The following is a 20,421-nucleotide window of genomic DNA, read 5'->3' on the forward strand; positions in this document are numbered from 1 at the left end:
CCCTGCCCTCCGTCATACGGTTACTGGCGGCGGTGCGAGGCGATCGCCTCGTACACCATGCCGACGAGAAGGTCGTCGGCGTCCCGGCGGCCGAACTCGCTTGCGGCGCGGGACATCTCGTACAGCCGGTGCGGGTCGGCGAGCACGGGCAGGACGGTCTGCTGCACCCACTCGGGCGTCAGTTCCGCGTCGTCGACCAGCAGTCCGCCGCCGGCCTTGACCACCGGCTGGGCGTTCAGCCGCTGTTCGCCGTTGCCGATGGGCAGCGGGACATAGGCGGCCGGGAGTCCGACGGCGGAGAGTTCGGCGACGGTCATCGCGCCCGCGCGGCAGAGCATCATGTCGGCCGCGGCGTACGCGAGGTCCATCCGGTCCAGGTAACTTACCGGGATGTAGGGCGGCATTCCCGGCATCTGGTGCACTTGCGGCAGTTCGTTCTTCGGGCCGACCGCGTGCAGGATCTGGATTCCGGCCTGCTGGAGCCAGGGAGCGACCTGCTGGACGACCTCGTTGAGGCGGCGGGCGCCCTGCGAGCCGCCGGAGACCAGCAGCGTCGGCAGGTTCGGGTCGAGCCCGAACGCGGCGCGGGCCTGCGGGCGCATCGCGGCCCGGTCGAGAGTGGCGATGGTCCGGCGCAGCGGGATGCCGATGTAGCGCGAGTTGCGCAGCTTGCTGTCCGGGGTGGAGACGGCGACCTGGGCGGCGTAGCGCGAGCCGATCTTGTTGGCGAGGCCCGGGCGGGCGTTGGCCTCGTGGATGATGATCGGCACCCCGAGGCGCTTGGCCGCGAGGTAACCGGGCAGGGCGACATAGCCGCCGAAGCCGACGACCGCGTCCGCCTTGGTGCGCTCCAGGATCTGCTCGGTCGCCTTGATCGTGCCGCGCAGCCGGCCCGGGACGGTGATCAGCTCGGGCGTGGGCTTGCGGGGCAGCGGCACGGCGGGGATCAGCGCAAGCTCGTAGCCCCGCTGTGGAACGAGTGTGGTCTCAAGCCCCCGCTCCGTGCCCAGGGCCGTGATCCCCACAGTCGGGTCCTGCCTGCGCAGGGCGTCCGCGAGGGCGAGCGCGGGCTCGATGTGGCCGGCGGTCCCCCCACCGGCGAGTACGACATGCACCGAAATTCACCGCTCTCCGGACGAGCGCGCCGCCGAGGCACGCCGTCGCATCGTGTTCCATCTCCGAGGCGCCCGGCCGGAGCCGGCGCCTCCCGCACGCTTTCTACCAAAGCGGGGTTGCCGCACGGAAAGCGCTGCCCGCGCAGCGGGCTCGTCGCGCGCGAACGCGATCAACAGCCCGATGGCGAACATGGTCGGCAACAGGGCGGACCCTCCGTAGGAGAACAGCGGAAGAGGGACGCCGGCGATCGGCAGCAGGCCGAGCACCGCACCGATGTTGATCACGGCTTGCGCGGTGATCCAGGTCGTCACGCCTCCCGCGGCATACCTCACGAAGCGGTCCTCCGTGCGTCCGGCCACGCGGATACCCGCATAGCCTAGAGCCGCGAAGAGGGCGAGCACCGACAGCGTCCCCGCCAGGCCCAGTTCCTCACCGGTGACGGCGAAGATGAAGTCGGTGTGGGCTTCGGGGAGTTGGCCCCATTTCTCCACACTCGCACCGAGCCCGGAGCCGAAGATTCCGCCGGAGGCCAGAGCATAGATTCCGTGCACGGCCTGCCAGCAGTCGACGGCTCCGCTGCGCGGTTCGGTGGCGCCCAGGCACTGCAGCCGGGCCATGCGGTTCGCGCTGGTCTTGATGAGCACCAGGCCGATCAGGCCGGCGACCGACAGGACTCCGACGAACAGCCGGGTCGGCGCTCCCGCCAGCCACAGCAGCCCGAACAGGATCGCCGACAGGATGATCGCCGTACCCATGTCGCCGCCCAGCATGATCAGCCCGAGCAGCATGAAGGCGACCGGCACGAGCGGCACGAGCATGTGTTTCCACTGCGCCAGCAGCTTGCGGTCCTCCTTGCGGGCGATCAGGTCGGCGCCCCACAGCACCAGCGCGAGTTTGCCGAACTCGCTGGGCTGGATCTGGAAGGAGCCGCCGAGGGCGATCCAGTTCTGGTTGCCGTTGACCGCGACTCCTATCCCGGGGACCTGCACCAGCGCCATCATGAAGACGGCGCCGGCGAGGATCGGGTAGGCCAGCGCCCGGTGCAGCTTCACGGGCATGCGCGAGGCGGCGAACAGCAGCCCGGTGCCGATCACGGCGGCCAGCAGCTGCTTGCGGAAGAAGTACGACCCGGGCAATGACATCTGCAGCGCGGTGATCTGGGAGGCCGAGTAGACCATCACCAGACCGAGCACGGTGATCAGCAGGCTGCCGCCGAGGATCAGGTAGTAGGCGGTCAGCGGCCGGTCCCACGCCCTGTTCAGGCGGACGTAGAGCCGTCGTACGCCGTTGTCGTGCGACGGCCGGGGAACGACGGGGCGCCGGACGGCCCGCTGGACGGGAGGCCCTCCCGTACGGCTACCGGGCATCGGCGCTCACCGCCCCGCCGTGGGGGTACCTACCGTCCGGCCACATCCGAGTCACGCGTCCCTCCAAGGGTCCCGAAGCACCCGCAGTGGCCGAGACCCGCGTCAGGCGCCCGCGCCGAGTTCGCGAACCGCCTCCGCGAACGCGTCACCGCGCTGGTTGTAGTTGGCGAACATGTCCATCGAGGCACAAGCAGGTGCCAAGAGCACCGTGTCTCCGGCAACAGCGAGTCGCCGGGCTTCCTGGACTGCCGCGAGCATCGCCCCAGTGTCGGTCCGGTCGAGGTCGACGACGGGTACCTCCGGGGCGTGTCGCGCGAGGGCTTCCCGGATCAGGCCGCGATCCGCGCCGATGAGCACGGCCGCGCGCAGTCGCTTTGCCGACTTGGTGACCAGTTCCTCGAAGACGGCGCCCTTGGCGAGCCCGCCCGCGATCCAGACGATGGACTCGTAGGCCGCCAACGAGGCTTCCGCCGCGTGGGTGTTGGTGGCCTTGGAGTCATCGACGTACGCGACCCCCTCCACGTCCGCCACGTGCGCGATGCGGTGGGCGTCCGGGGTGAAGGCCCGAAGGCCGTCCCGTACGGCCTTGGGGGGCACCCCGTAGGCCCGGGCGAGGGCCGCCGCCGCAAGGGCGTTGGCGATGTTGTGCGGGGCCGGCGGGTTGACGTCGGAGACCTCGGCGAGCTCCTGGGCGTTCTTGTGCCGGTCCTCGACGAAGGCACGGTCGACCAGGATGCCCTCCACGATGCCGAGTTGGGACGGGGCCGGAGTGCCCAGCGTGAAGCCGATGGCCCGGCAGCCCTCCTCGACATCGGCCTCGCGGACCAGGTCCTCGGTGGCCTTGTCGGCGACGTTGTAGACGCAGGCGACACGATTGCCCTCGTAGATACGGCCCTTGTCGGCGGCGTACGCCTCCATGGAGCCGTGCCAGTCGAGGTGGTCGGGGGCGAGGTTCAGGACGGCGGCGGAGTGGGCGCGCAGGGAGGGCGCCCAGTGCAGCTGGTAGCTGGACAACTCCACCGCCAGGACGTCGTACTGCTCCTCGCCGAGCACCGCGTCCAGCAGCGAGACGCCGATGTTGCCCACCGCGGCCGTGCGCAGGCCCGCCGCTTCGAGGATCGAGGCGAGCATCTGGACGGTCGTGGTCTTGCCGTTGGTGCCGGTGACGGCGAGCCAGGGCGCGGCGTCCGGGCCCCGCAGCCGCCAGGCGAGCTCCACGTCGCCCCAGACCGGGACGCCCGCTTCACGAGCCGCCGCGAACAGCGGCTTGTCCGGCTTCCAGCCGGGCGCGGTGACGATCAGCTCGGTGCCTTCGGGCAGGGTCGATCCGTCACCGAGGCGTACGGCGATGCCGAGCGCCTCCAGGTCGGCGGCCTGGGCACGCGCGCGTGCGTCGTCGCCGTCATTGACGACGATGACCTTCGCGCCGAGGCCGTGCAGCACCTTGGCCGCCGGGATCCCGGAGACGCCGAGCCCGGCGACGGTGACGTTCTTTCCCTGCCAGTCGGTCACTTGTCAGCTGCCCATCCCGCGTAGAAGAGACCCAGTCCGACAATCACACAGATGCCCTGGATGATCCAGAAGCGGACCACCACAAGGACTTCGGACCAGCCCTTGAGTTCGAAGTGGTGCTGGAGTGGCGCCATCCGGAAGACGCGCTTGCCGGTGAGGCGGAAGGAGCCGACCTGGATGACCACGGACATGGTGATGAGCACGAACAGGCCGCCGAGGATGGCGAGCAGCAGTTCGGTGCGGGAGCAGATGGCGAGACCGGCGAGCGCGCCGCCGAGGGCCAGCGAACCGGTGTCACCCATGAAGATCTTGGCGGGCGACGTGTTCCACCACAGGAAGCCGAGGCAGGCACCCATCAGCGCCGAGGAGACGACGGCGAGGTCGAGTGGATCTCGTACCTCGTAACAGGCGCCCGGGTTGCTGAGAGTCTGCGCGTTGGCGCAGGACTCCTGGAACTGCCAGACACCGATGAACGTGTAGGCGCCGAAGACCAGCACGGAGGCGCCGGTGGCGAGGCCGTCCAGACCGTCCGTCAGGTTCACACCGTTCGACATGGCGAGGATCATGAACAGCGCCCAGACGACGAACAGCACCGGGCCGATGGACCAGCCGAAGTCCTGCACGAAGGAGAGCTTCGTGGAGGCCGGGGTGTTGCCTCGGTTGTCCGCGAACTGGAGCGAGAGCACCGCGAAGGCGATACCGCCGAGCAGCTGGCCGGCCATCTTGGCCTTGGCCCGCAGGCCCAGCGAGCGGCGCTTGACGATCTTGATGTAGTCGTCCAGGAAGCCGACCAGACCCATGCCGGCCATCAGACCGATGACCAGGATGCCGGAGAACGTCGGCGGCTTGCCGGTGATCAGCTTCGACAGGAAGTACGCCGCGATCGTCGCCAGGATGAAGGCGATACCACCCATGGTCGGCGTACCGCGCTTGGCGTGGTGCTCACGCGGGCCGTCGTCCCGGATGTACTGGCCGTAGCCCTTGCGGGCCAGCAGCTTGATCAGCAGCGGAGTGCCGATCAGGGTCAGGAAGAGGCCAATGACTCCTGAGAACAGGATCTGATTCATCATCGGGCGGCAACCTCACCCTCGGTACCGCCCGCGAGCAGCGCCTCGGCGACGCCCTCCAGACCGACCGAACGGGACGCCTTCACGAGCACGACGTCCCCTGGGCGCAACTCGCTGCGCAACAGGTCGACCGCCGCCTGTGCGTCGGACACGTGCACCGACTCCTCACCCCACGAACCCTCGTTATATGCGCCCAGTTGCAGCCAGGACGCTTCCCTGCCCCCGACCGCGACGAGCTTGCTGACGTTGAGCCGGACGGCGAGCCGTCCGACCGCGTCGTGCTCGGCGAGCGCCTCGTCCCCGAGCTCGGCCATCTTGCCGAGCACCGCCCAGGTCCGCCGCCCCTTGCCCATCGCCGCGAGCGCGCGCAGGGCGGCTCGCATGGACTCGGGGTTCGCGTTGTAGGCGTCGTTGACGACCGTCACGCCGTCCGGGCGCTCGGTGACCTCCATCCGCCAGCGGGAGAGGGAGCCCGCCTCGGAGAGCGCGGTGGCGATCTCTTCCGCGGACATGCCCAGCTCATGGGCGACGGCGGCCGCGGCGAGCGCGTTCGACACGTGGTGCTCACCGTACAGGCGCATGGTCACATCGCTGCACCCGGAGGGTGTGTGAAGCATGAAGGAAGGCTGTCCGCTGTCCGTGAGTCGCACGTTCTCGGCGCGTACGTCCGCTTCGCCGGACTCTCCGAAAAGGATCACCTTCGCCTTCGTACGGGATGCCATGGCCCGTACGAGGGGGTCGTCCGCGTTGAGGATCGCGGCACCGCCCTCACTCGCGGCGGGGAGGCCCTCGACGATCTCGCCCTTGGCCTGCGCGATCTGCTCGCGGCCGCCGAACTCGCCGATGTGGGCGGTGCCGACGTTGAGCACGAGGCCGATCTTCGGGGGCGTCAGATCGGTGAGGTAGCGGATGTGGCCGATACCGCGGGCGCCCATCTCCAGGACGAGGAACCTCGTCTCCTCGGTGGCGCTCAGCGCGGTCAGCGGCAGCCCGATCTCGTTGTTGAACGAGCCCGGCGTCCACACGGTGGGCGCCTTGCGCTGGAGGACCTGGGCGATCAGGTCCTTGGTGCTGGTCTTGCCCGCCGAGCCGGTCAGGGCCACGAGGGTCGCGCCGAGCCGTCGTACGACATGACGGGCGAGGGCGCCGAGGGCCTTCTGGACGTCGGCCACGACGATCGCGGGCACCCCCACGGGGCGCGAGGCCAGGACGGCGACGGCACCCGCCGCCACGACCGCCGACGCGTAGTCGTGGCCGTCCACACGCTCGCCCACGAAGGCGGCGAAGAGGCTGCCGGGCTCCACTTCACGGGAGTCCCGGACGACGGATCCGGTGACCTGGACGGACGGATCCGGTATGTCGTACGTCTGCCCGCCGACGACTTCTGCGATCTCGGCGAGAGAGAGGGCGATCACAAGTTCATCCCTGGGTCTTCTGGATAGCTTCGCGAAGCACCTGGCGGTCGTCGAAGGGACGGACCACTCCGGCGATGTCCTGGCCCTGCTCATGGCCCTTGCCCGCGACCAGCACGGTGTCGCCGGGCTGCGCCCGCGCGACGGCTGCGGCGATCGCGGCGGCCCGGTCCTCGAAGACCTGGACCTCGCCACGCTCGTGTACAGGCACGGACGCCGCGCCCTGGAGCATGGTTGCAAGGATCGCCAGGGGGTCCTCGGAACGGGGGTTGTCGGAGGTCAGTACGGCGGTGTCGGCGAGCCGGGCGGCGGCGGCGCCCATCGGCTCGCGCTTGGTCGTGTCGCGGTCCCCGCCGCAGCCGAGCACGACGTGCAGGCTGCCCTCGGTGACCTTGCGCAGCGCCTTGAGCACCGATTCGACGGCGTCGGTCTTGTGGGCGTAGTCCACGACCGCGAGGTACGGCTGCCCGGCGTCCACCCGCTCCAGCCGGCCCGGCACGCCCGGCACGGCGGCGATGCCGTCGGCGGCGGCCTGCACGTCGAGGCCGGCGGCGGCCAGGGCGGTGATGGCGGCGAGGGTGTTCGCCACGTTGAAGGGGCCCGCGATCGGTGATCTGGCGGCGATCCGCTCGCCCTTGGGGCCGATCACCGTGAACGTCGAGTCCATGGGGCCGATCGCCACGTCGTCGGCACGCCAGTCCGCGTCCGGGTGGCCCTCGGCGGAGAAGGTGACGACCGGAACGGTGGCTTCCTTGACCAGCCTGCGGCCGTACTCGTCATCGAGATTGACGACGCCGAGTCTGCTGCGTTTCGGGGTGAACAGCTGCGCCTTGGCCTGGAAGTAGTCCTCCATGTCGGAGTGGAACTCCATGTGCTCCGGGCTGAGGTTGGTGAAGACGGCGATGTCGAAGACACAGGCGTCGACCCGGCCGAGGACCAGGGCGTGGCTGGAGACCTCCATGGCGACCGCCTCGACGCCGCGTTCGCGCATGACGGCGAACAGGGCCTGGAGGTCGGTGGCTTCGGGGGTGGTGCGCTCGGACTTGATGCGCTCGTCGCCGATGCGCATCTCGACGGTGCCGATGAGTCCGGTGGCACGGGCGGTCTTGAGGGCGCCCTCGACGAGATACGCCGTGGTGGTCTTGCCCGAGGTGCCGGTGATGCCGATCTGGAGGAGGTCGCGGCCGGGGTGGCCGTAGATCGTGGCCGCCAGTTCACCCATCTGCCCGCGCGGGTTCTCGACGACCAGGGCCGGCAGGCCGGTCGCGGCGACGCGCTCGGCCCCGGTCGGGTCGGTCAGCACGGCGACCGCGCCGAGGCTCGCGGCCTGGGTGACGAAGTCGGCGCCGTGCAGGCGGGCGCCCGGGAGGGCGGCGTACAGATCGCCGGGGCGGACGGCGCGCGAGTCATGGGTGATGCCCGTGACCTCGACGGCGTCCGCGCGGTCCGGCGCGGTGGCACCCAGCTGATCGGCAAGTTCCGCGAGGGGTGTGGCGGAGACCTGCGCCGGCCTGGGCGGTCCCGGATAGGTCACGGGTTGCCCCTTCTGGGTGGTTTGGGACTGATCAGCGTGTGGCACGGCGGTGAGCGTACCGGGCGTACCCGCCCGGGAGCGAAGTGAGGGGCGGGGGGCGCCCTGGTTCCCGGAGTCGGGAGTGATCGTTGTCACGAGGTGGTTCCTGGCTGCTCGGTGCTGATCAGGGTGGTCAGGGTGGTGGTCAGGGCCGGTACGCGACCGGCAGCTTCGCGGCCTTGGCCCCGGTCGGCGGGACCTGGAGGGTCTTCAGGGCGAACTCCATCACCTGCTTGTAGATGGGGCCGCAGATCTGGCCGCCGAAGTAGTTGCCCTGGGTGGCGTTCTGGATGGCGCAGTAGACCGTGATCCTGGGCTTGTCGGCGGGTGCGAAACCGGCGAACGACGACGTGTAGCCGCGGTACTTGCCGGTGGCCGGATCCACTCGGTTCGCCGTACCCGTCTTGCCCGCGACCCGGTAGCCGGGGATGCGCGCCTTGGTGCCGGTGCCCTCCTCGTCGTCCACGACCGACTCCAGCATCTGGGCCAGGGTCTTCGCCGTCTTCGCGCTGATGACCCGGGACTTCTTGGGCTCCTTGGCGGGGGTGAACTGCCCGTCGGGCCCCTTGGTGCCGCGCACGATGCTGGGTTCGACGCGTACGCCGCCGTTGGCGATGGTCGAGTAGACGGAGGCCGCCTGCATCGCGTTGATGGACACGCCCTGGCCGAAAGGAATCGTGTACTGCTGCGAGGTCGACCACTTGTCCGGGGCGGCGAGGATGCCCGGAGTCTCACCGGGGAAGCCGAGCCCGGTGTAGCTGCCGAGGCCGAACTTGCGCAGGTAGTCGTACAGGACCTTGTTGGACTGCGGCTGGGTCTTGCCGAGCTGGCCGGTGGCGAGGATGGTGCCGATGTTGCTGGACTTGGCGAGCACGCCGTTGAGCGTGAGGTACCAGGTGTCGTGGTCGATGTCGTCCTTGAAGAGCCGGTCGCCTCGGTGCAGCCGGTTGGGCACGATGACATGCGTACCGGGCGTGGCCACGCCCTCCTCCAGCACGGCGGCCATCGACATGACCTTCGCGGTGGAGCCGGGCTCGAAGGCGTCCTGGAGGGCCGCGTTGCCCATGTTGGCGCTGCTGGCCTCGGAGAGGTCGTTCGGGTCGAAGCCGGGCGAGTTGGCCATGGCGAGGATCTCGCCGGTGCGGGTGTCCTGGACGATCACATAGCCGCGGTCCGCCTTGGACTCCTGCACCTGCTTGGTGATCGCGTTCTGCGCGGCCCACTGGATGTCGCGGTCGATGGTGAGCTCGACGTCGCTGCCGGGCACGGCGGGCGTCTCGGTGGAGCCCACGGTGGGGACCTGACGGCCGCCGGACTGGGCGTAGCGGATCTCGCCGTCCTTGCCGGACAGCTGCTTGTTCAGCTGCTGCTCGACACCGCCGCCACCCTTGCCGTCGGAGTTGACCCAGCCCAGTATCCCGGCGGCGAGGTCGCCGTTCGGGTACACGCGCTTGCTGCTGGCGACCGACAGGACGCCGGCGAGGACGTTGACGGTGCTCTTGTCCGTCTCGGACTTGGTGGCCAGCGCGGTCTTCAGGTCCTTGATCTGCTTCCAGACCTGCGGGGTCTGACGGCTCGCCAGCAGGGTGTAGCGCAGGTTCTTGTTGGCGGGCCGCAGCTTGTGGACGATCTTCTCGGGCTCCTGGCCGAGGATCGGCGCGAGAAGGGCGGCTGCCTGCTCGGGACCGTCGTCGATCTTCAGCTGCTCGGGCGCGAACAGCGTGGGGTCGGCCGTGATGTCGTACGCGTCCACGCTGGCCGCCAGGGCCACGCCGTTACGGTCGGTGATGCCGCCGCGCTCGGCGGCCAGGGTGTAGCCGACGTACCGGTTCTTCTCGGCCTTGGCGGCGTAGGTGCTCGCGTCGACGCCCTGCACCTGGAGCAGCCGTACGACGAAGGCGATCAGGACAAGGGCCAGGGCCAGGCCGACCATGCGCAGCCGGGGGCGGGGGCTGCCGAGCCTGATGACGCCGGTGACCGGCGGACGGGGGCGTGCCGGGCGGCGGGCCGGGCGGGCGCCGGGGCCGGGGCGCCGCTGGGCGCCTGCGGAGCGGGCGGGCTTCGCGGGTCCGGGTACGCGGCGGCGCGGCGGTTCCCTGTCGGACACTTCCGTCACCTGCCGGGGGTCGAGTGCGGGGTGGTGGACTGGGCGGACGGGGCGGGCTGCTGGGCGGAGGGTGCGTCCTGGGGTTCGGCGTACGAGGGCGCGGGCTGCGGCACGGCGGGGGTGGTCTCGGGTGCGGACGTCGTGGGCGTCGCGCCGGCCGCCGAGGGCAACACGGGCTCACTGACCAGGGCCTCGGGGGGAAGGACGAGGGTGTGGTACGCGGCGGTCTGCCCGGCGGGCGCGGGGCTGGGGACGCCCTTGACGGTGCCGTCGGGGTTGAGGAAGGCGGGGTCCCCGCCGGGGACCATGCCGAGTTCGCGGGCGCGGCGCTGGAGGGCCTCGGGGGCGGAGTAGGCGTCGATGTCCCGCTGGAGCGACTGTTCCTCGTCGGTGAGGGACTTCGTCTCCTTCTGCAGGTCGTCGAGTCTGAACGCGCCTTCGCTCAGGGCGGAGTTCAGCACGAGGAGCCCGATGAGGCCGCCGCCGAGAAGCAGGACGACGAGGAGGACGAAGGGGGCGCGGGCGGCCTGCGCCACACCCGTGGGGAAGAGCCGTGCGAGCCGGGCGGCCCGCCCCCTCAGTTCGGGTTTCCTACTCACTCACCCTCCGCCGGGTTCGGTTCTCCAACTCATGGGTTTGAATTCTGGACCCGGACTGCCATCCCCGCCCCGATCCCCGCCTTGGGCCTCTCATTCGATGGACTCCCTGATGCGCTCGGCGCCCCGCAGGCGCGCCGGTGCCGCGCGCCGGTTCTCGGCGACCTCTTCCTCGGTGGGAAGTTCGGCACCGCGCGTCAGCAGCTTGAGCCGGGGCTGGTACTGCTCGGGGACAACCGGCAGTCCGGGCGGGGCGGTGTTGGCGGCGCCGGCCGCGAACACCTGCTTGACCAGCCGGTCCTCCAGCGAGTGGTAGGACAGCACGGCGATCCGCCCGCCGACGTCGAGGGCCGCCACGGCGGCCGGGATCGCCCGCTCCAGGACGGAGAGCTCGCCGTTGACCTCGATGCGCAGTGCCTGGAAGGTGCGCTTGGCCGGGTTGCCGCCGGTGCGCTTGGCGGCCTGCGGCAGCGCGTCCCGGATGAGTTCCACCAGCCGGGCGCTGTTCGTGAACGGCTCCTTGTCCCGCTCACGCACCACGGCGGCCACGATCCGCTTGGCCTGCTTCTCCTCGCCGTACGCGCGCAGGATCCGGACGAGTTCGCCGGGCGGGTAGGTGTTGAGGACCTCGGCGGCGCTGATGCCGCTCGTCTGGTCCATGCGCATGTCGAGGGGGGCGTCCTGGGCGTAGGCGAAGCCACGGTCGGCCTCGTCGAGCTGCATGGAGGAGACGCCGAGGTCGAACAGGACGCCCTGCACGCGCGCGATGCCGAGCCTAGCCAGGACGTCCGGCAGTTCGTCGTAGACGGCGTGCACGAGGTTGGCGCGCTCGCCGTACGACGCGAGCCGCTCGCCGGACAGGCGCAGGGCCTCCTTGTCCCGGTCGAGGGCGACGAGCCGGGCCTCGGGGAACCGCTCGAGGAGAGCCTCGCTGTGGCCGCCGAGCCCGAGCGTGCAGTCGACGACCACGGCTCCAGGTCGCTGCAGCGCGGGGGCCAACAGGTCCAGGCACCGCTGGAGCATCACCGGGACATGTCGACTCTGGCTCAAGGGGCCCTCTCAGATCCGGCGTGCCCGCACGCACCGCCGGGCCCCCGCCCTCCCCCGACGATCTGGGGTAACCCCCCAGTGATGGGGAGGCCTGCCGGCGCCGGAAGCGTCAGCCGACCGGGAGCGGGAGGAGGCCGAGCCGTACGTACGCGCCGCGCACGCGGGGAGATCTCCGGAAAGTCGCCGGGGTCTCCGGGGAATTCAGTCCAGCAGGGAGTCTCGCCTCCCGCTTCGCGCCACTTTAGTCCACCGTCTGTCGCGGTCAATCAACCGGCCTGCGCGTCGCCGCTTCGGGTTCCGCCGCCGCCGCGCCGCGCGGAAATTCGCTCGCATGGGCGCACTCACGGCACCCCTGTGGGTTAGCTCACAACAAGGCTCGATGGCGTTCTTTGTCCCCTCTCACAACGGGACCGTTCGGCGCGTGACCAGTACCGTCATGGGTATGACGACTTCTGCATCGGTTCCCACTGGCCCCCAGGGTGCGATAGCCGACCGCGGCACGGTCACCGACCGTCTCGTCGAGGCAAACGAGCACTATGCCGCCGCCTTCACCGACCCGGGCATGGACGCCCGCCCCGTGCTCCACGTCGCCGTCGTCGCCTGCATGGACGCCCGCCTCGACCTGCACCGCGCGCTCGGCCTGGAGCTCGGCGACTGCCACACCATCCGCAACGCGGGGGGCGTCGTCACCGACGACGTGATCCGCTCGCTCACCATCAGTCAGCGCAAGCTCGGCACCCGCAGCGTCGTGCTGATCCACCACACCGGCTGCGGCCTGGAGTCCCTCACCGAGGACTTCCGCACCGAGCTGGAGCTGGAGGTCGGCCAGCGCCCCGCCTGGGCGGTGGAGTCCTTCCGCGACGTCGACCAGGACGTGCGGCAGTCGATGCAGCGCGTGCGCACCTCGCCGTTCCTGGTGCACACGGACGACGTACGCGGCTTCGTCTTCGACGTGAAGACCGGTCTGCTGCGCGAGATCGACCCCGCGTAACCCTCCGCCGCACCTGTCGTTTGGCTGTCAATTCGGCCTCTGGAGCGCACAAAAGGCCCTAAGCCCTGACATATCGCGGACAGTTGTCCACAGTCGAGTGACACGAATCGGTAACGGCAGCAAGAATGCGAGTGTGGCAGCACGCGGAACGTTTCACGCGTGGTGTCCGTGTTCCAGGGGTGGGCCGGTCCGCATCGTGTCGGCCCGGAAAGAACGGGCCGAGGAGGGCCGGGTGACGACCTATGACGATCGAGCGAGCCTCACTGATCTGACCGCCACTGCGGAGCGTGTCCGCAGTTCGGTGGAGGGTGTGATCGAGGGCAAGCCCGAGGTCGTACGGCTTTCGCTGACCGTACTGCTCGCCGAGGGACATCTTCTGATCGAGGATGTCCCCGGCGTGGGCAAGACGATGCTGGCCAAAGCGCTGGCACGATCCATCGACTGTTCGGTCCGGCGTATCCAGTTCACGCCCGACCTGCTGCCGTCCGACATCACCGGTGTGTCCATCTGGGACCAGCAGCGCAAGGACTTCGAGTTCAAGCCAGGCGCGATCTTCGCTCAGATCGTGATCGGCGACGAGATCAACCGCGCCTCGCCGAAGACCCAGTCCGCGCTGCTGGAGTCCATGGAGGAGCGCCAGGTCACGATCGACGGGCAGACCTATGAGCTGCCGAGCCCCTTCATGGTGGTGGCGACGCAGAACCCGGTCGAGATGGAGGGCACCTATCCGCTGCCCGAGGCACAGCGCGACCGCTTCATGGCCCGCGTCTCCGTCGGCTACCCCAGCGTGGAGGCCGAGCTGCAGATGCTCGACGTGCACGGCGGTGTCTCGCCGCTGGAGGACCTCCAGCCGGTGGCGCACGCGCACGACATCGTGAAGCTGATCGACGCCGTCCGCGGCGTCCACGTCGCCGAGCCGGTCCGGCGGTACGCGGTGGAGCTGGTCGCCGCCACGCGCACGCACCCCGACCTCAGACTCGGCGCCTCGCCGCGCGCGACGCTGCATCTGCTGCGCGCGGCGAAGGCGTCAGCAGCCCTGAGCGGCCGGGAGTACGCGCTGCCGGACGACGTGCAGGCCCTCGCCGTGGCCGTGCTGGCCCACCGCCTGCTGCCCACCGCACAGGCCCAGCTGAACCGGCGGACTGCCGAGCAGGTCGTCCAGGAGATCATGCAGCGCACCCCGGTGCCCGCCGCGCCCCAGCAGCAGACCGGCTTCGGGGGCCTCGGCCGGGGCACTCCGACGTACGGCCAGCAGCCGCCGCGGAGGCTCGGATGACCTCAGGTGGGACCGGCCAGGCAGAGGCGGACCGCGGTGAGAAGAGCGGGGTCCGCACCGCACTGGCCGGTCTGACCACGCGTGGCCGCTCCTTCCTGGCCGCCGGCATCGCGGCCGCCATCTGCTCCTACGTCCTCGGGCAGAGCGACCTGCTGCGCGTCGGGCTGCTCCTCGCCGTGCTCCCGCTGGTCTGCGCGACGGTGCTGTACCGCACGCGCTACCGGGTCGCGGGCAGCCGCAGGCTCGCCCCTGCGCGGGTGCCCGCCGGCAGCGAGGCCCGCGTCCATCTGCGGATGGACAACGTCTCCCGGCTGCCCACGGGCCTGCTGATGCTCCAGGACCGGGTGCCGTACGTCCTCGGACCGCGCCCCCGCTTCGTCCTGGACCGGGTGGAGGCGGGCGGCCGCCGCGAGGTGTCCTACCGCGTGCGCTCCGACCTGCGCGGCCGCTATCCGCTGGGCCCGCTGCAGCTGCGCCTGAGCGACCCGTTCGGCATGTGCGAGCTGACCCGCTCCTTCTCGGCGCACGACACCCTGACGGTCATCCCGCGCGTGGAGCCGCTGCCATCGGTGCGCTTCAGCGGCGAGGCGAAGGGCTACGGCGACGGGCGGCACCGCTCGCTCGCCCTGGCCGGCGAGGACGACGTGATCCCGCGCGGCTACCGCTACGGCGACGATCTGCGCCGCGTGCACTGGCGCTCCACCGCCCGCTACGGCGAGTTGATGGTGCGCCGGGAGGAGCAGCCGCAGCGCGCCCGGTGCACCGTCCTGCTGGACACCCGTGGGCCTGCCTTCCAGGGCGCGGGCCCGGACTCCGCGTTCGAGTGGGCCGTGTCGGGCACCGCGTCCGTGCTGGTCCACATGCTCGAACGGGGCTTCTCCGTCCGGCTTCTGACGGACACGGGCAGCTCGGTGCCCGCCGAGGGCGCCGACGGTTTCGCGGGCGCGAGCCAGGAGTCCGCAGACGCGGCCGGGCTGATGATGGACACCCTCGCGGTGATCGACCACTCGGACGGTACGGGTCTGTCGCGGGCGTACGACGTCATGCGCGGCGGCAACGAAGGGCTGCTGGTCGCCTTCTTCGGCGACCTCGACGAGGAGCAGGCGACCGTGGCCGCCAAGATGCGGCAGCGCAGCGGCGGCGCGGTGGCCTTCGTGCTGGACAGCGGGTCCTGGGTGCGGGAACCCACCGATGTGCCCGGCGCGTTGGACAGGGGCGAGGACCGGCTGCGGATGCTGCGGGAGGCGGGCTGGACGGCCCTGAGCGTGCCGCGGGGCGCTTCGCTGGACGAGCTGTGGCGCCAGGCGGACCGTGCGCGCACGGACGCGGCCGCGATCAGTGGCGCGTATGGCGAGGGGGGACGGGCATGAGCGGGCGGACACGGATGGCGCTGAGCGCCGCGGCGGCCACACTGATGGCGTCCTGCGCCCTGCTGCCCCTGGTCTCCCCGGTCACCTGGCTGCTGCAGGCGATCTTCCTGCTGGCGATCCAGACGGGCGTGGGCATGGCGACCCGGCGGGTGCCGCTGGCCCGGCCCCTGACGGTGGCGGCGCAGGCCCTGGTCGCCCTGATGCTGCTGACCCTGACCTTCGCCAACGAGCACGCGATCATCGGGGTGATCCCCGGACCCGAAGCGTTCGCCCACTTCGGCGAACTGCTGCAGACGGGCGCGGACGACGTCAGCCGGTACTCGATTCCGGCGCCGCTGTCGGACGGCATCCGGCTGATGCTCATCGGCGGGGTCCTGATCATCGGCCTGGCGGTGGACACCCTGGCGGTGACGTTCCGCAGCGCCGCACCGGCCGGGCTGCCGCTGCTGGCGCTGTACTCCGTCGCCGCCGGGCTCTCCGAGGGCGGGGCGGACTGGCTGTGGTTCCTGGTCGCCGCCGCGGGCTATCTGATGCTGCTCCTGGCCGAGGGACGCGACCGGCTTTCGCAGTGGGGCCGGGTCTTCGGCGGGGCGCCACGAACGCCGGGCGGGGAGCCGACGGGCGCGGTGGCGCCGGTCCGCACCGGCCGGCGCATCGGCGTGGTCGCGCTGGGCATCGCCCTGGCGGTGCCGCTCACCCTGCCCGCGATGAACGGCGGCCTGCTGGACCCCGCGGGCACGGGGGTCGGCTCCGGCAGCGGGAGAGGGGGCACGATCTCGGCGGTGAACCCGCTGGTGTCGCTGCGCGACAGCCTGAACGTGGACGAGGACCGCGAGGTCCTGTCCCTGAAGACCGACACGGCCGACCTGTCGAACATGTACCTGCGGATCGTCTCCCTGGACGACTTCGACGGCACCACCTGGCAGCCGGCCAAGCGCAGCATCCAGGCCGTGCCGAACGAGTTCCCCACACCCTTCGGCCTCGGCCCGGACGTCCAGCGCTCACAGGTCGAGACGACCATCTCGGCCGCGGACTGGTACGCGCAGAACTGGCTGCCGATGCCGTACCCGCCCAGCGGCGTCGACATCGCGGGCAACTGGCGGTACGAACCGCTGGGCATGACGGTCGTCGGCGACCGCCGCCAGACCACACGCGGGGCGACGTACACCGTTCGCAGCCTCGACGTGCAGCCGTCGGCGAAGCAGCTCGCCAACGCACCGGAGCCGCCCGCGGCCCTGAAGCGCGAGTTCACCGAGCTGCCCGACACTCTGCCCACGGTGGTCGCCCGGACCGCGCGCGAGGTCACCGAGGGGGCGGCCAACCCCTACGAGCAGGCCGTCAAGCTCCAGGAGTACTTCGCCGTCTCGGGCGGCTTCCAGTACGACACCAACGTCAAGGTCGGCAGCGGCCGGCAGGCGATCGCCCGCTTCCTGAAGGACAAGCAGGGCTTCTGCGTCCACTTCTCGTTCGCGATGGCGGCGATGGCCCGCTCGCTGGACATACCGGCACGGGTGGCGGTGGGCTTCGCGCCCGGCACCCCGCAGGGCGACAACTCCGTTTCGGTGGGGCTGAAGGACGCGCACGCCTGGCCGGAGCTGTACTTCGAGGGTGTGGGCTGGACCCGCTTCGAGCCGACGCCGACCCGTGGTTCGGTGCCGTCCTACACCCAGTCGGACACGACCGGCTCCACATTGCCGGACGTTGCGCGGCCCTCGCAGTCGGCCAGCACGGGGCCTTCGGCCTCGCCCTCGACGAGCGAGAGCTGCGCGGGGCAGAACCCGCAACTGTGCGCGAGCGAGTCCCCGGAGGCCGCGGTCGTCACGGACGACGACGGCCCGAAGTGGTACGTCATCCTGGCCTGGGCCCTCGGAGGGGCCGCGGCGCTGCTGATCCCCCTGGCACCGATGCTGTGGCGGTTGCGGACCAGAGCGGTACGGCTCGGAGGTCACGGTCGCACCGAGGCGGACGTATCGCTCCACACGCTGGCGGTCTGGCAGGAACTCACGGACACCGCCTGGGACTTCGGCATCTCCCCTGACGACTCCCAGACCCCCCGCAAGACCGCTGCCCGCATCGTCCGTCTGGGCCATCTCGACCCACCGGCCGCGGCCTCGGTGCACCGGGTGGCCGACGCGGTGGAACAGGTCCTCTACGCCCCCACCCCCCGCCCGCCGGCCGGCCTCGCTGAGGACGTCCGCGGCGTCCTGTCCGATCTCGAGTCCAAGTCCCCCTGGACGACCAACCTGCGCGCCCGTCTGGCCCCACGCTCCAGCGCGCGGGTCGCCTGGGCCTTGTCGGAGTGGTGGACCGATGTCAAGCGGCGCGCCGCAGCGGCCCGCCCGACGTTGCGCAGGCCCTCCACGCCGGGGCAGCGGGGGTGACCGGCCGGGGCCCCGGCCTCGGGGCCCCGGCTCACCCAGCCGGACGTAGGCACACGTCAGCCAGCGTAGGCACACGTCAGGGGACGTAGGCACACGTCAGGGGGTGACCACCGAACCGGTGGTCACCCCCTGCGTCTGTTCAGGAGCTGCTCGTCGAGCTAATGGCCGCCCTGTTCGTCGCGGCGGCGCTGCCAGCGCTGTTCGATACGGTCCATCATGGAGCGCTTCTGACGTGGCTGGCGGTGTGCCTGCTGACCGCCGGCGGGCTGCTCGCCCGGCTTGGGGGCCTTGCGCCAGCCGGTCACGGCGAGTACCGCACAGCCCAGCATGACGAGGAAGCCCACCACGCTCAGCCACACCTGCTTGGCGACCATTCCAGCCATGAGGAGCGCGATACCTACGAGGAAGCCCGCGACCGCCTGGTAGACCCGTCGCCGGGTGTACGTACGCAGCCCGCTTCCCTCAAGCGCTGTCGCGAACTTGGGATCTTCGGCGTACAGCGCTCGCTCCATCTGCTCGAGCATTCGCTGCTCGTGCTCCGAGAGCGGCACGGAGTCCTCCTCATCGTGCAGTCGCCGGGGCGACCCGGGGGGTCCCTTCAGGATAGGCAGGGAATCGCCCCCGTGAAACCCGCCCCTCTACGCCAATTGGCCAACCGGGCTCCGTCATGGACGTCCCGACTCGCTGAGATCTGCATTCCCCAGCGGCCGACCCGTCATGCCGGAACGGTCTCCCTCGATCATACGGCGCCGCGCGCCCGATCGGGGGGCCTGTGGCGTACTCCATGTGCAGCCAAGCCCCTGATCAACGGCGCACCCGTGGGTCCGCTCACGGAGAGCGGCTCAGGCCTCGGCGGTCTCCCGCGTCTCGCCCAGCACGTGGAGCTGGGTGGCCACGGAGTGGAAGGCGGACAGCTCTGCCGCGGCCTCCTCCAGCTTCAGCAGCGCCTCCAGCGCGCCGGGCTCGGTGTCCACCAGCACGCCCGGGACCAGGTCGGCGAAGACCCGTACCCCGTGCACGGCCCCCACCCGCAGGCCGGCGCCCTCGACCAGCCCGGTGAGCTGCTCGGCGGTGAAACGGCGCGGCACCGGGTCACCCTGGCCCCAGCGGCCGTCCGGGTCCTCCAGGGCCTGCTTGGCCTCCTTGAAGTGTCCGGCGAGGGCCCGCGCCAGCACGGCGCCCCCCAGACCGGCGGCGAGCAGGCTGAGGACGCCCTCGGCGCGCAGGGCGGCCACGGCGTTGCGGACGCCCTCGGCGGGGTCGTCGACGTACTCCAGGACGCCGTGGCACAGCACGACGTCGTACCCGCCGCGCTCGACCACGTCGAAGAGGCCGTGGGCGTCGCCCTGGACGCCCTGCACCCGTTCGGCGACCTCGGCCTCGGCGGCGCGTCGCTCCAGGGCGAAGAGCGCGTTCGGGCTGGGGTCGACGACGGTGACGCGGTGACCGAGGCGGGCGAGGGGCACGGCGAAGTTGCCGCTGCCGCCCCCGGTGTCCAGGACGTCCAGCGCCTGCCGCCCCGTGGCCTTGACCCGGCGGTCCAGGGCGTCCTGGAGGACCTCCCAGACCACGGCGGTACGGAGAGAGGCGCGGGTTTGAGAGGCGCCGGAGCGCAGCGACGTCCCCTGTGGGTGGTGGTGGGAGACGGGCGGGCGCATCGGGTCCGACACGGCGTTTGACTCCTCGGCGCGGCACCACCGTCTGCACGGCGGAGCGGAACGGGCTGCCTCCCGGCCGCCCGGTCACGGGAGGGGAAGGCTTCAGGCGCCCTCCACCCTATTGCCTACGGCGGCCCGCCCGGCCATCGCGGTGCCGTGGGACGCCGGCCGTCTCGCCGGCCGGACGGTGCAGCCCAGGGCGTGCCCGGACCGGGGGACTTCGCGGGCGGATGGCGGGGACCCTCGTCCGGCGCCGGAGCCCCGGTAACACCCCCGCACAGGCCCCGACCCTCCGATCCGCCCTCAGCCCGCGTCCGGCATGTCGTCCCGCGCGTGACGCGAGCCGTCGGCCCCCTCACCGTCCGTCACGTCCATGTCCGTCACGTCCATGTCCGGTCGCGGCTGCGGCAGGACCGGCTGGAGCACCAGCATCCGCTCGACGAGGCGCAGGAACATCGCCACGTCGCGTATCAGGTCGTCGGCGTCCCGGCGGCTGGCCGCGCCCTGGATGCCCGCCTCGGCCCGGGCGCGGCGCCGGGCGCCGGAGGCGAACAGCGCGCTCCACTCGGCGAGTTCGGGCGCGATCTCGGGGAGCACTTCCCAGGCGCTCCTGATGCGGGCCCGGCGCCTGGGACTGGGCTCCGGGCGCCCCCGTGCGGCCAGCACGGCGGCGGCGATGCGCAGGGCGGCGAGGTGGGCTGTGGCGTAGCGCTCGTTCGACGTTTCCAGCACGGCGGTTTCGTCCAGTCCGGCACGGGCCTGGGCGAGCAGGTCGAGGGCGGCGGGCGGGGCCGTGGTCCGGCGGAGCACGGGGTGCACGTCGCTCGCCGGGCCGGTCAGTGAGGGGGCAGGGCCGGTGGCGCGGCGCCGGCGGGCGGCTGCTGCGTGATAGCTGGCCATGACGAACCTCCTGTCGTCTGTGTGACGGCACGCCCCGATACGGGA

At 71.2% G+C, this 20,421-nt stretch carries 16 protein-coding genes; 4 read left to right on the top strand and 12 right to left on the bottom strand.

Going from position 1 to position 20,421, the window contains the following annotated elements:
• Positions 1–20: 20 nt before the first annotated feature.
• The 9 genes from murG to rsmH form a co-directional block, all read right to left on the bottom strand.
• A complete protein-coding gene (gene murG, locus ACFY5C_RS16010) occupies positions 21–1,115 on the bottom strand; it encodes an undecaprenyldiphospho-muramoylpentapeptide beta-N-acetylglucosaminyltransferase (RefSeq protein ID WP_328428360.1) in 1,095 nt (364 codons plus the stop codon).
• A 6-nt stretch (positions 1,116–1,121) separates the two neighbouring features.
• Entirely contained in the window at positions 1,122–2,483 is a 1,362-nt protein-coding gene (gene ftsW / locus ACFY5C_RS16015) for a putative lipid II flippase FtsW (RefSeq protein WP_389444700.1), read from the bottom strand.
• Between the two features lie 102 nt (positions 2,484–2,585).
• A complete protein-coding gene (gene murD, locus ACFY5C_RS16020; protein ID WP_389444702.1) occupies positions 2,586–3,995 on the bottom strand; it encodes a UDP-N-acetylmuramoyl-L-alanine--D-glutamate ligase in 1,410 nt (469 codons plus the stop codon).
• Positions 3,992–5,065, bottom strand: a complete 1,074-nt coding sequence (mraY, locus tag ACFY5C_RS16025) for a phospho-N-acetylmuramoyl-pentapeptide-transferase (protein ID WP_389444704.1) — start codon at positions 5,063–5,065, stop codon at positions 3,992–3,994. Before mraY ends, murD begins: the two co-directional genes overlap by 4 nt.
• On the bottom strand, positions 5,062–6,477 hold the full coding sequence (murF, locus tag ACFY5C_RS16030; RefSeq protein WP_389444705.1) for a UDP-N-acetylmuramoyl-tripeptide--D-alanyl-D-alanine ligase: 1,416 nt from the start codon (positions 6,475–6,477) through the stop codon (positions 5,062–5,064). Before murF ends, mraY begins: the two co-directional genes overlap by 4 nt.
• Before the next feature lie 4 nt (positions 6,478–6,481).
• Entirely contained in the window at positions 6,482–8,008 is a 1,527-nt protein-coding gene (locus tag ACFY5C_RS16035) for a UDP-N-acetylmuramoyl-L-alanyl-D-glutamate--2,6-diaminopimelate ligase (RefSeq protein ID WP_389444707.1), read from the bottom strand.
• 184 nt (positions 8,009–8,192) lie between these two features.
• Entirely contained in the window at positions 8,193–10,154 is a 1,962-nt protein-coding gene (locus ACFY5C_RS16040; protein ID WP_389444709.1) for a peptidoglycan D,D-transpeptidase FtsI family protein, read from the bottom strand.
• Between the two features lie 5 nt (positions 10,155–10,159).
• A complete protein-coding gene (locus ACFY5C_RS16045) occupies positions 10,160–10,753 on the bottom strand; it encodes a septum formation initiator family protein (RefSeq protein ID WP_389444711.1) in 594 nt (197 codons plus the stop codon).
• A gap of 90 nt (positions 10,754–10,843) precedes the next feature.
• Positions 10,844–11,800: a 16S rRNA (cytosine(1402)-N(4))-methyltransferase RsmH gene (gene rsmH, locus ACFY5C_RS16050; protein ID WP_389444713.1), complete on the bottom strand. Its 957-nt coding sequence runs from the start codon at positions 11,798–11,800 to the stop codon at positions 10,844–10,846.
• A 379-nt stretch (positions 11,801–12,179) separates the two neighbouring features.
• Here rsmH and ACFY5C_RS16055 point away from each other — a divergent pair, with 379 nt between their 5' ends.
• From ACFY5C_RS16055 to ACFY5C_RS16070, 4 genes are all read left to right on the top strand, one after another.
• Positions 12,180–12,791, top strand: coding sequence for a beta-class carbonic anhydrase (locus ACFY5C_RS16055; protein ID WP_389444715.1), 612 nt, complete (start codon positions 12,180–12,182; stop codon positions 12,789–12,791).
• 232 nt (positions 12,792–13,023) lie between these two features.
• The gene (locus ACFY5C_RS16060) at positions 13,024–14,067 is read left to right on the top strand and encodes an AAA family ATPase (protein ID WP_389444717.1); all 1,044 of its coding nucleotides are present in this window, start codon (positions 13,024–13,026) and stop codon (positions 14,065–14,067) included.
• Positions 14,064–15,437 (top strand): DUF58 domain-containing protein, encoded by a 1,374-nt coding sequence (locus ACFY5C_RS16065; protein ID WP_389444719.1) that lies wholly within the window; start codon positions 14,064–14,066, stop codon positions 15,435–15,437. Before ACFY5C_RS16060 ends, ACFY5C_RS16065 begins: the two co-directional genes overlap by 4 nt.
• Positions 15,434–17,818, top strand: a complete 2,385-nt coding sequence (locus tag ACFY5C_RS16070) for a DUF3488 and DUF4129 domain-containing transglutaminase family protein (protein ID WP_389444720.1) — start codon at positions 15,434–15,436, stop codon at positions 17,816–17,818. The genes ACFY5C_RS16065 and ACFY5C_RS16070 overlap by 4 nt, the downstream gene beginning before the upstream one ends.
• A gap of 158 nt (positions 17,819–17,976) precedes the next feature.
• On the opposite strand, the gene ACFY5C_RS16075 is transcribed toward ACFY5C_RS16070, so the two are convergent.
• From ACFY5C_RS16075 to ACFY5C_RS16085, 3 genes are all read right to left on the bottom strand, one after another.
• Positions 17,977–18,369: a DUF3040 domain-containing protein gene (locus ACFY5C_RS16075; RefSeq protein WP_389444722.1), complete on the bottom strand. Its 393-nt coding sequence runs from the start codon at positions 18,367–18,369 to the stop codon at positions 17,977–17,979.
• 291 nt (positions 18,370–18,660) lie between these two features.
• Positions 18,661–19,488, bottom strand: coding sequence for a methyltransferase (locus tag ACFY5C_RS16080; protein WP_389444725.1), 828 nt, complete (start codon positions 19,486–19,488; stop codon positions 18,661–18,663).
• A 291-nt stretch (positions 19,489–19,779) separates the two neighbouring features.
• Positions 19,780–20,376 carry an SAV_6107 family HEPN domain-containing protein gene (locus tag ACFY5C_RS16085; RefSeq protein WP_389444727.1) on the bottom strand — a complete coding sequence of 199 codons (597 nt, stop codon included), beginning with the start codon at positions 20,374–20,376 and terminating at the stop codon, positions 19,780–19,782.
• Between the last annotated feature and the right edge of the window lie 45 nt (positions 20,377–20,421).

This window comes from Streptomyces sp. NPDC012935 (assembly GCF_042900345.1).
GTDB lineage: Bacteria > Actinomycetota > Actinomycetes > Streptomycetales > Streptomycetaceae > Streptomyces.

Coding starts and splice junctions, on each gene's coding strand:
- ftsW (WP_389444700.1), bottom strand. CDS start 2,483: ATGCCCGGTAGCCGTACGGGAGGGCCTCCCGTCCAGCGGGCCGTCCGG.
- mraY (WP_389444704.1), bottom strand. CDS start 5,065: ATGATGAATCAGATCCTGTTCTCAGGAGTCATTGGCCTCTTCCTGACC.
- ACFY5C_RS16055 (WP_389444715.1), top strand. CDS start 12,180: ATGGCGTTCTTTGTCCCCTCTCACAACGGGACCGTTCGGCGCGTGACC.
- ACFY5C_RS16065 (WP_389444719.1), top strand. CDS start 14,064: ATGACCTCAGGTGGGACCGGCCAGGCAGAGGCGGACCGCGGTGAGAAG.
- ACFY5C_RS16070 (WP_389444720.1), top strand. CDS start 15,434: ATGAGCGGGCGGACACGGATGGCGCTGAGCGCCGCGGCGGCCACACTG.
- ACFY5C_RS16085 (WP_389444727.1), bottom strand. CDS start 20,376: ATGGCCAGCTATCACGCAGCAGCCGCCCGCCGGCGCCGCGCCACCGGC.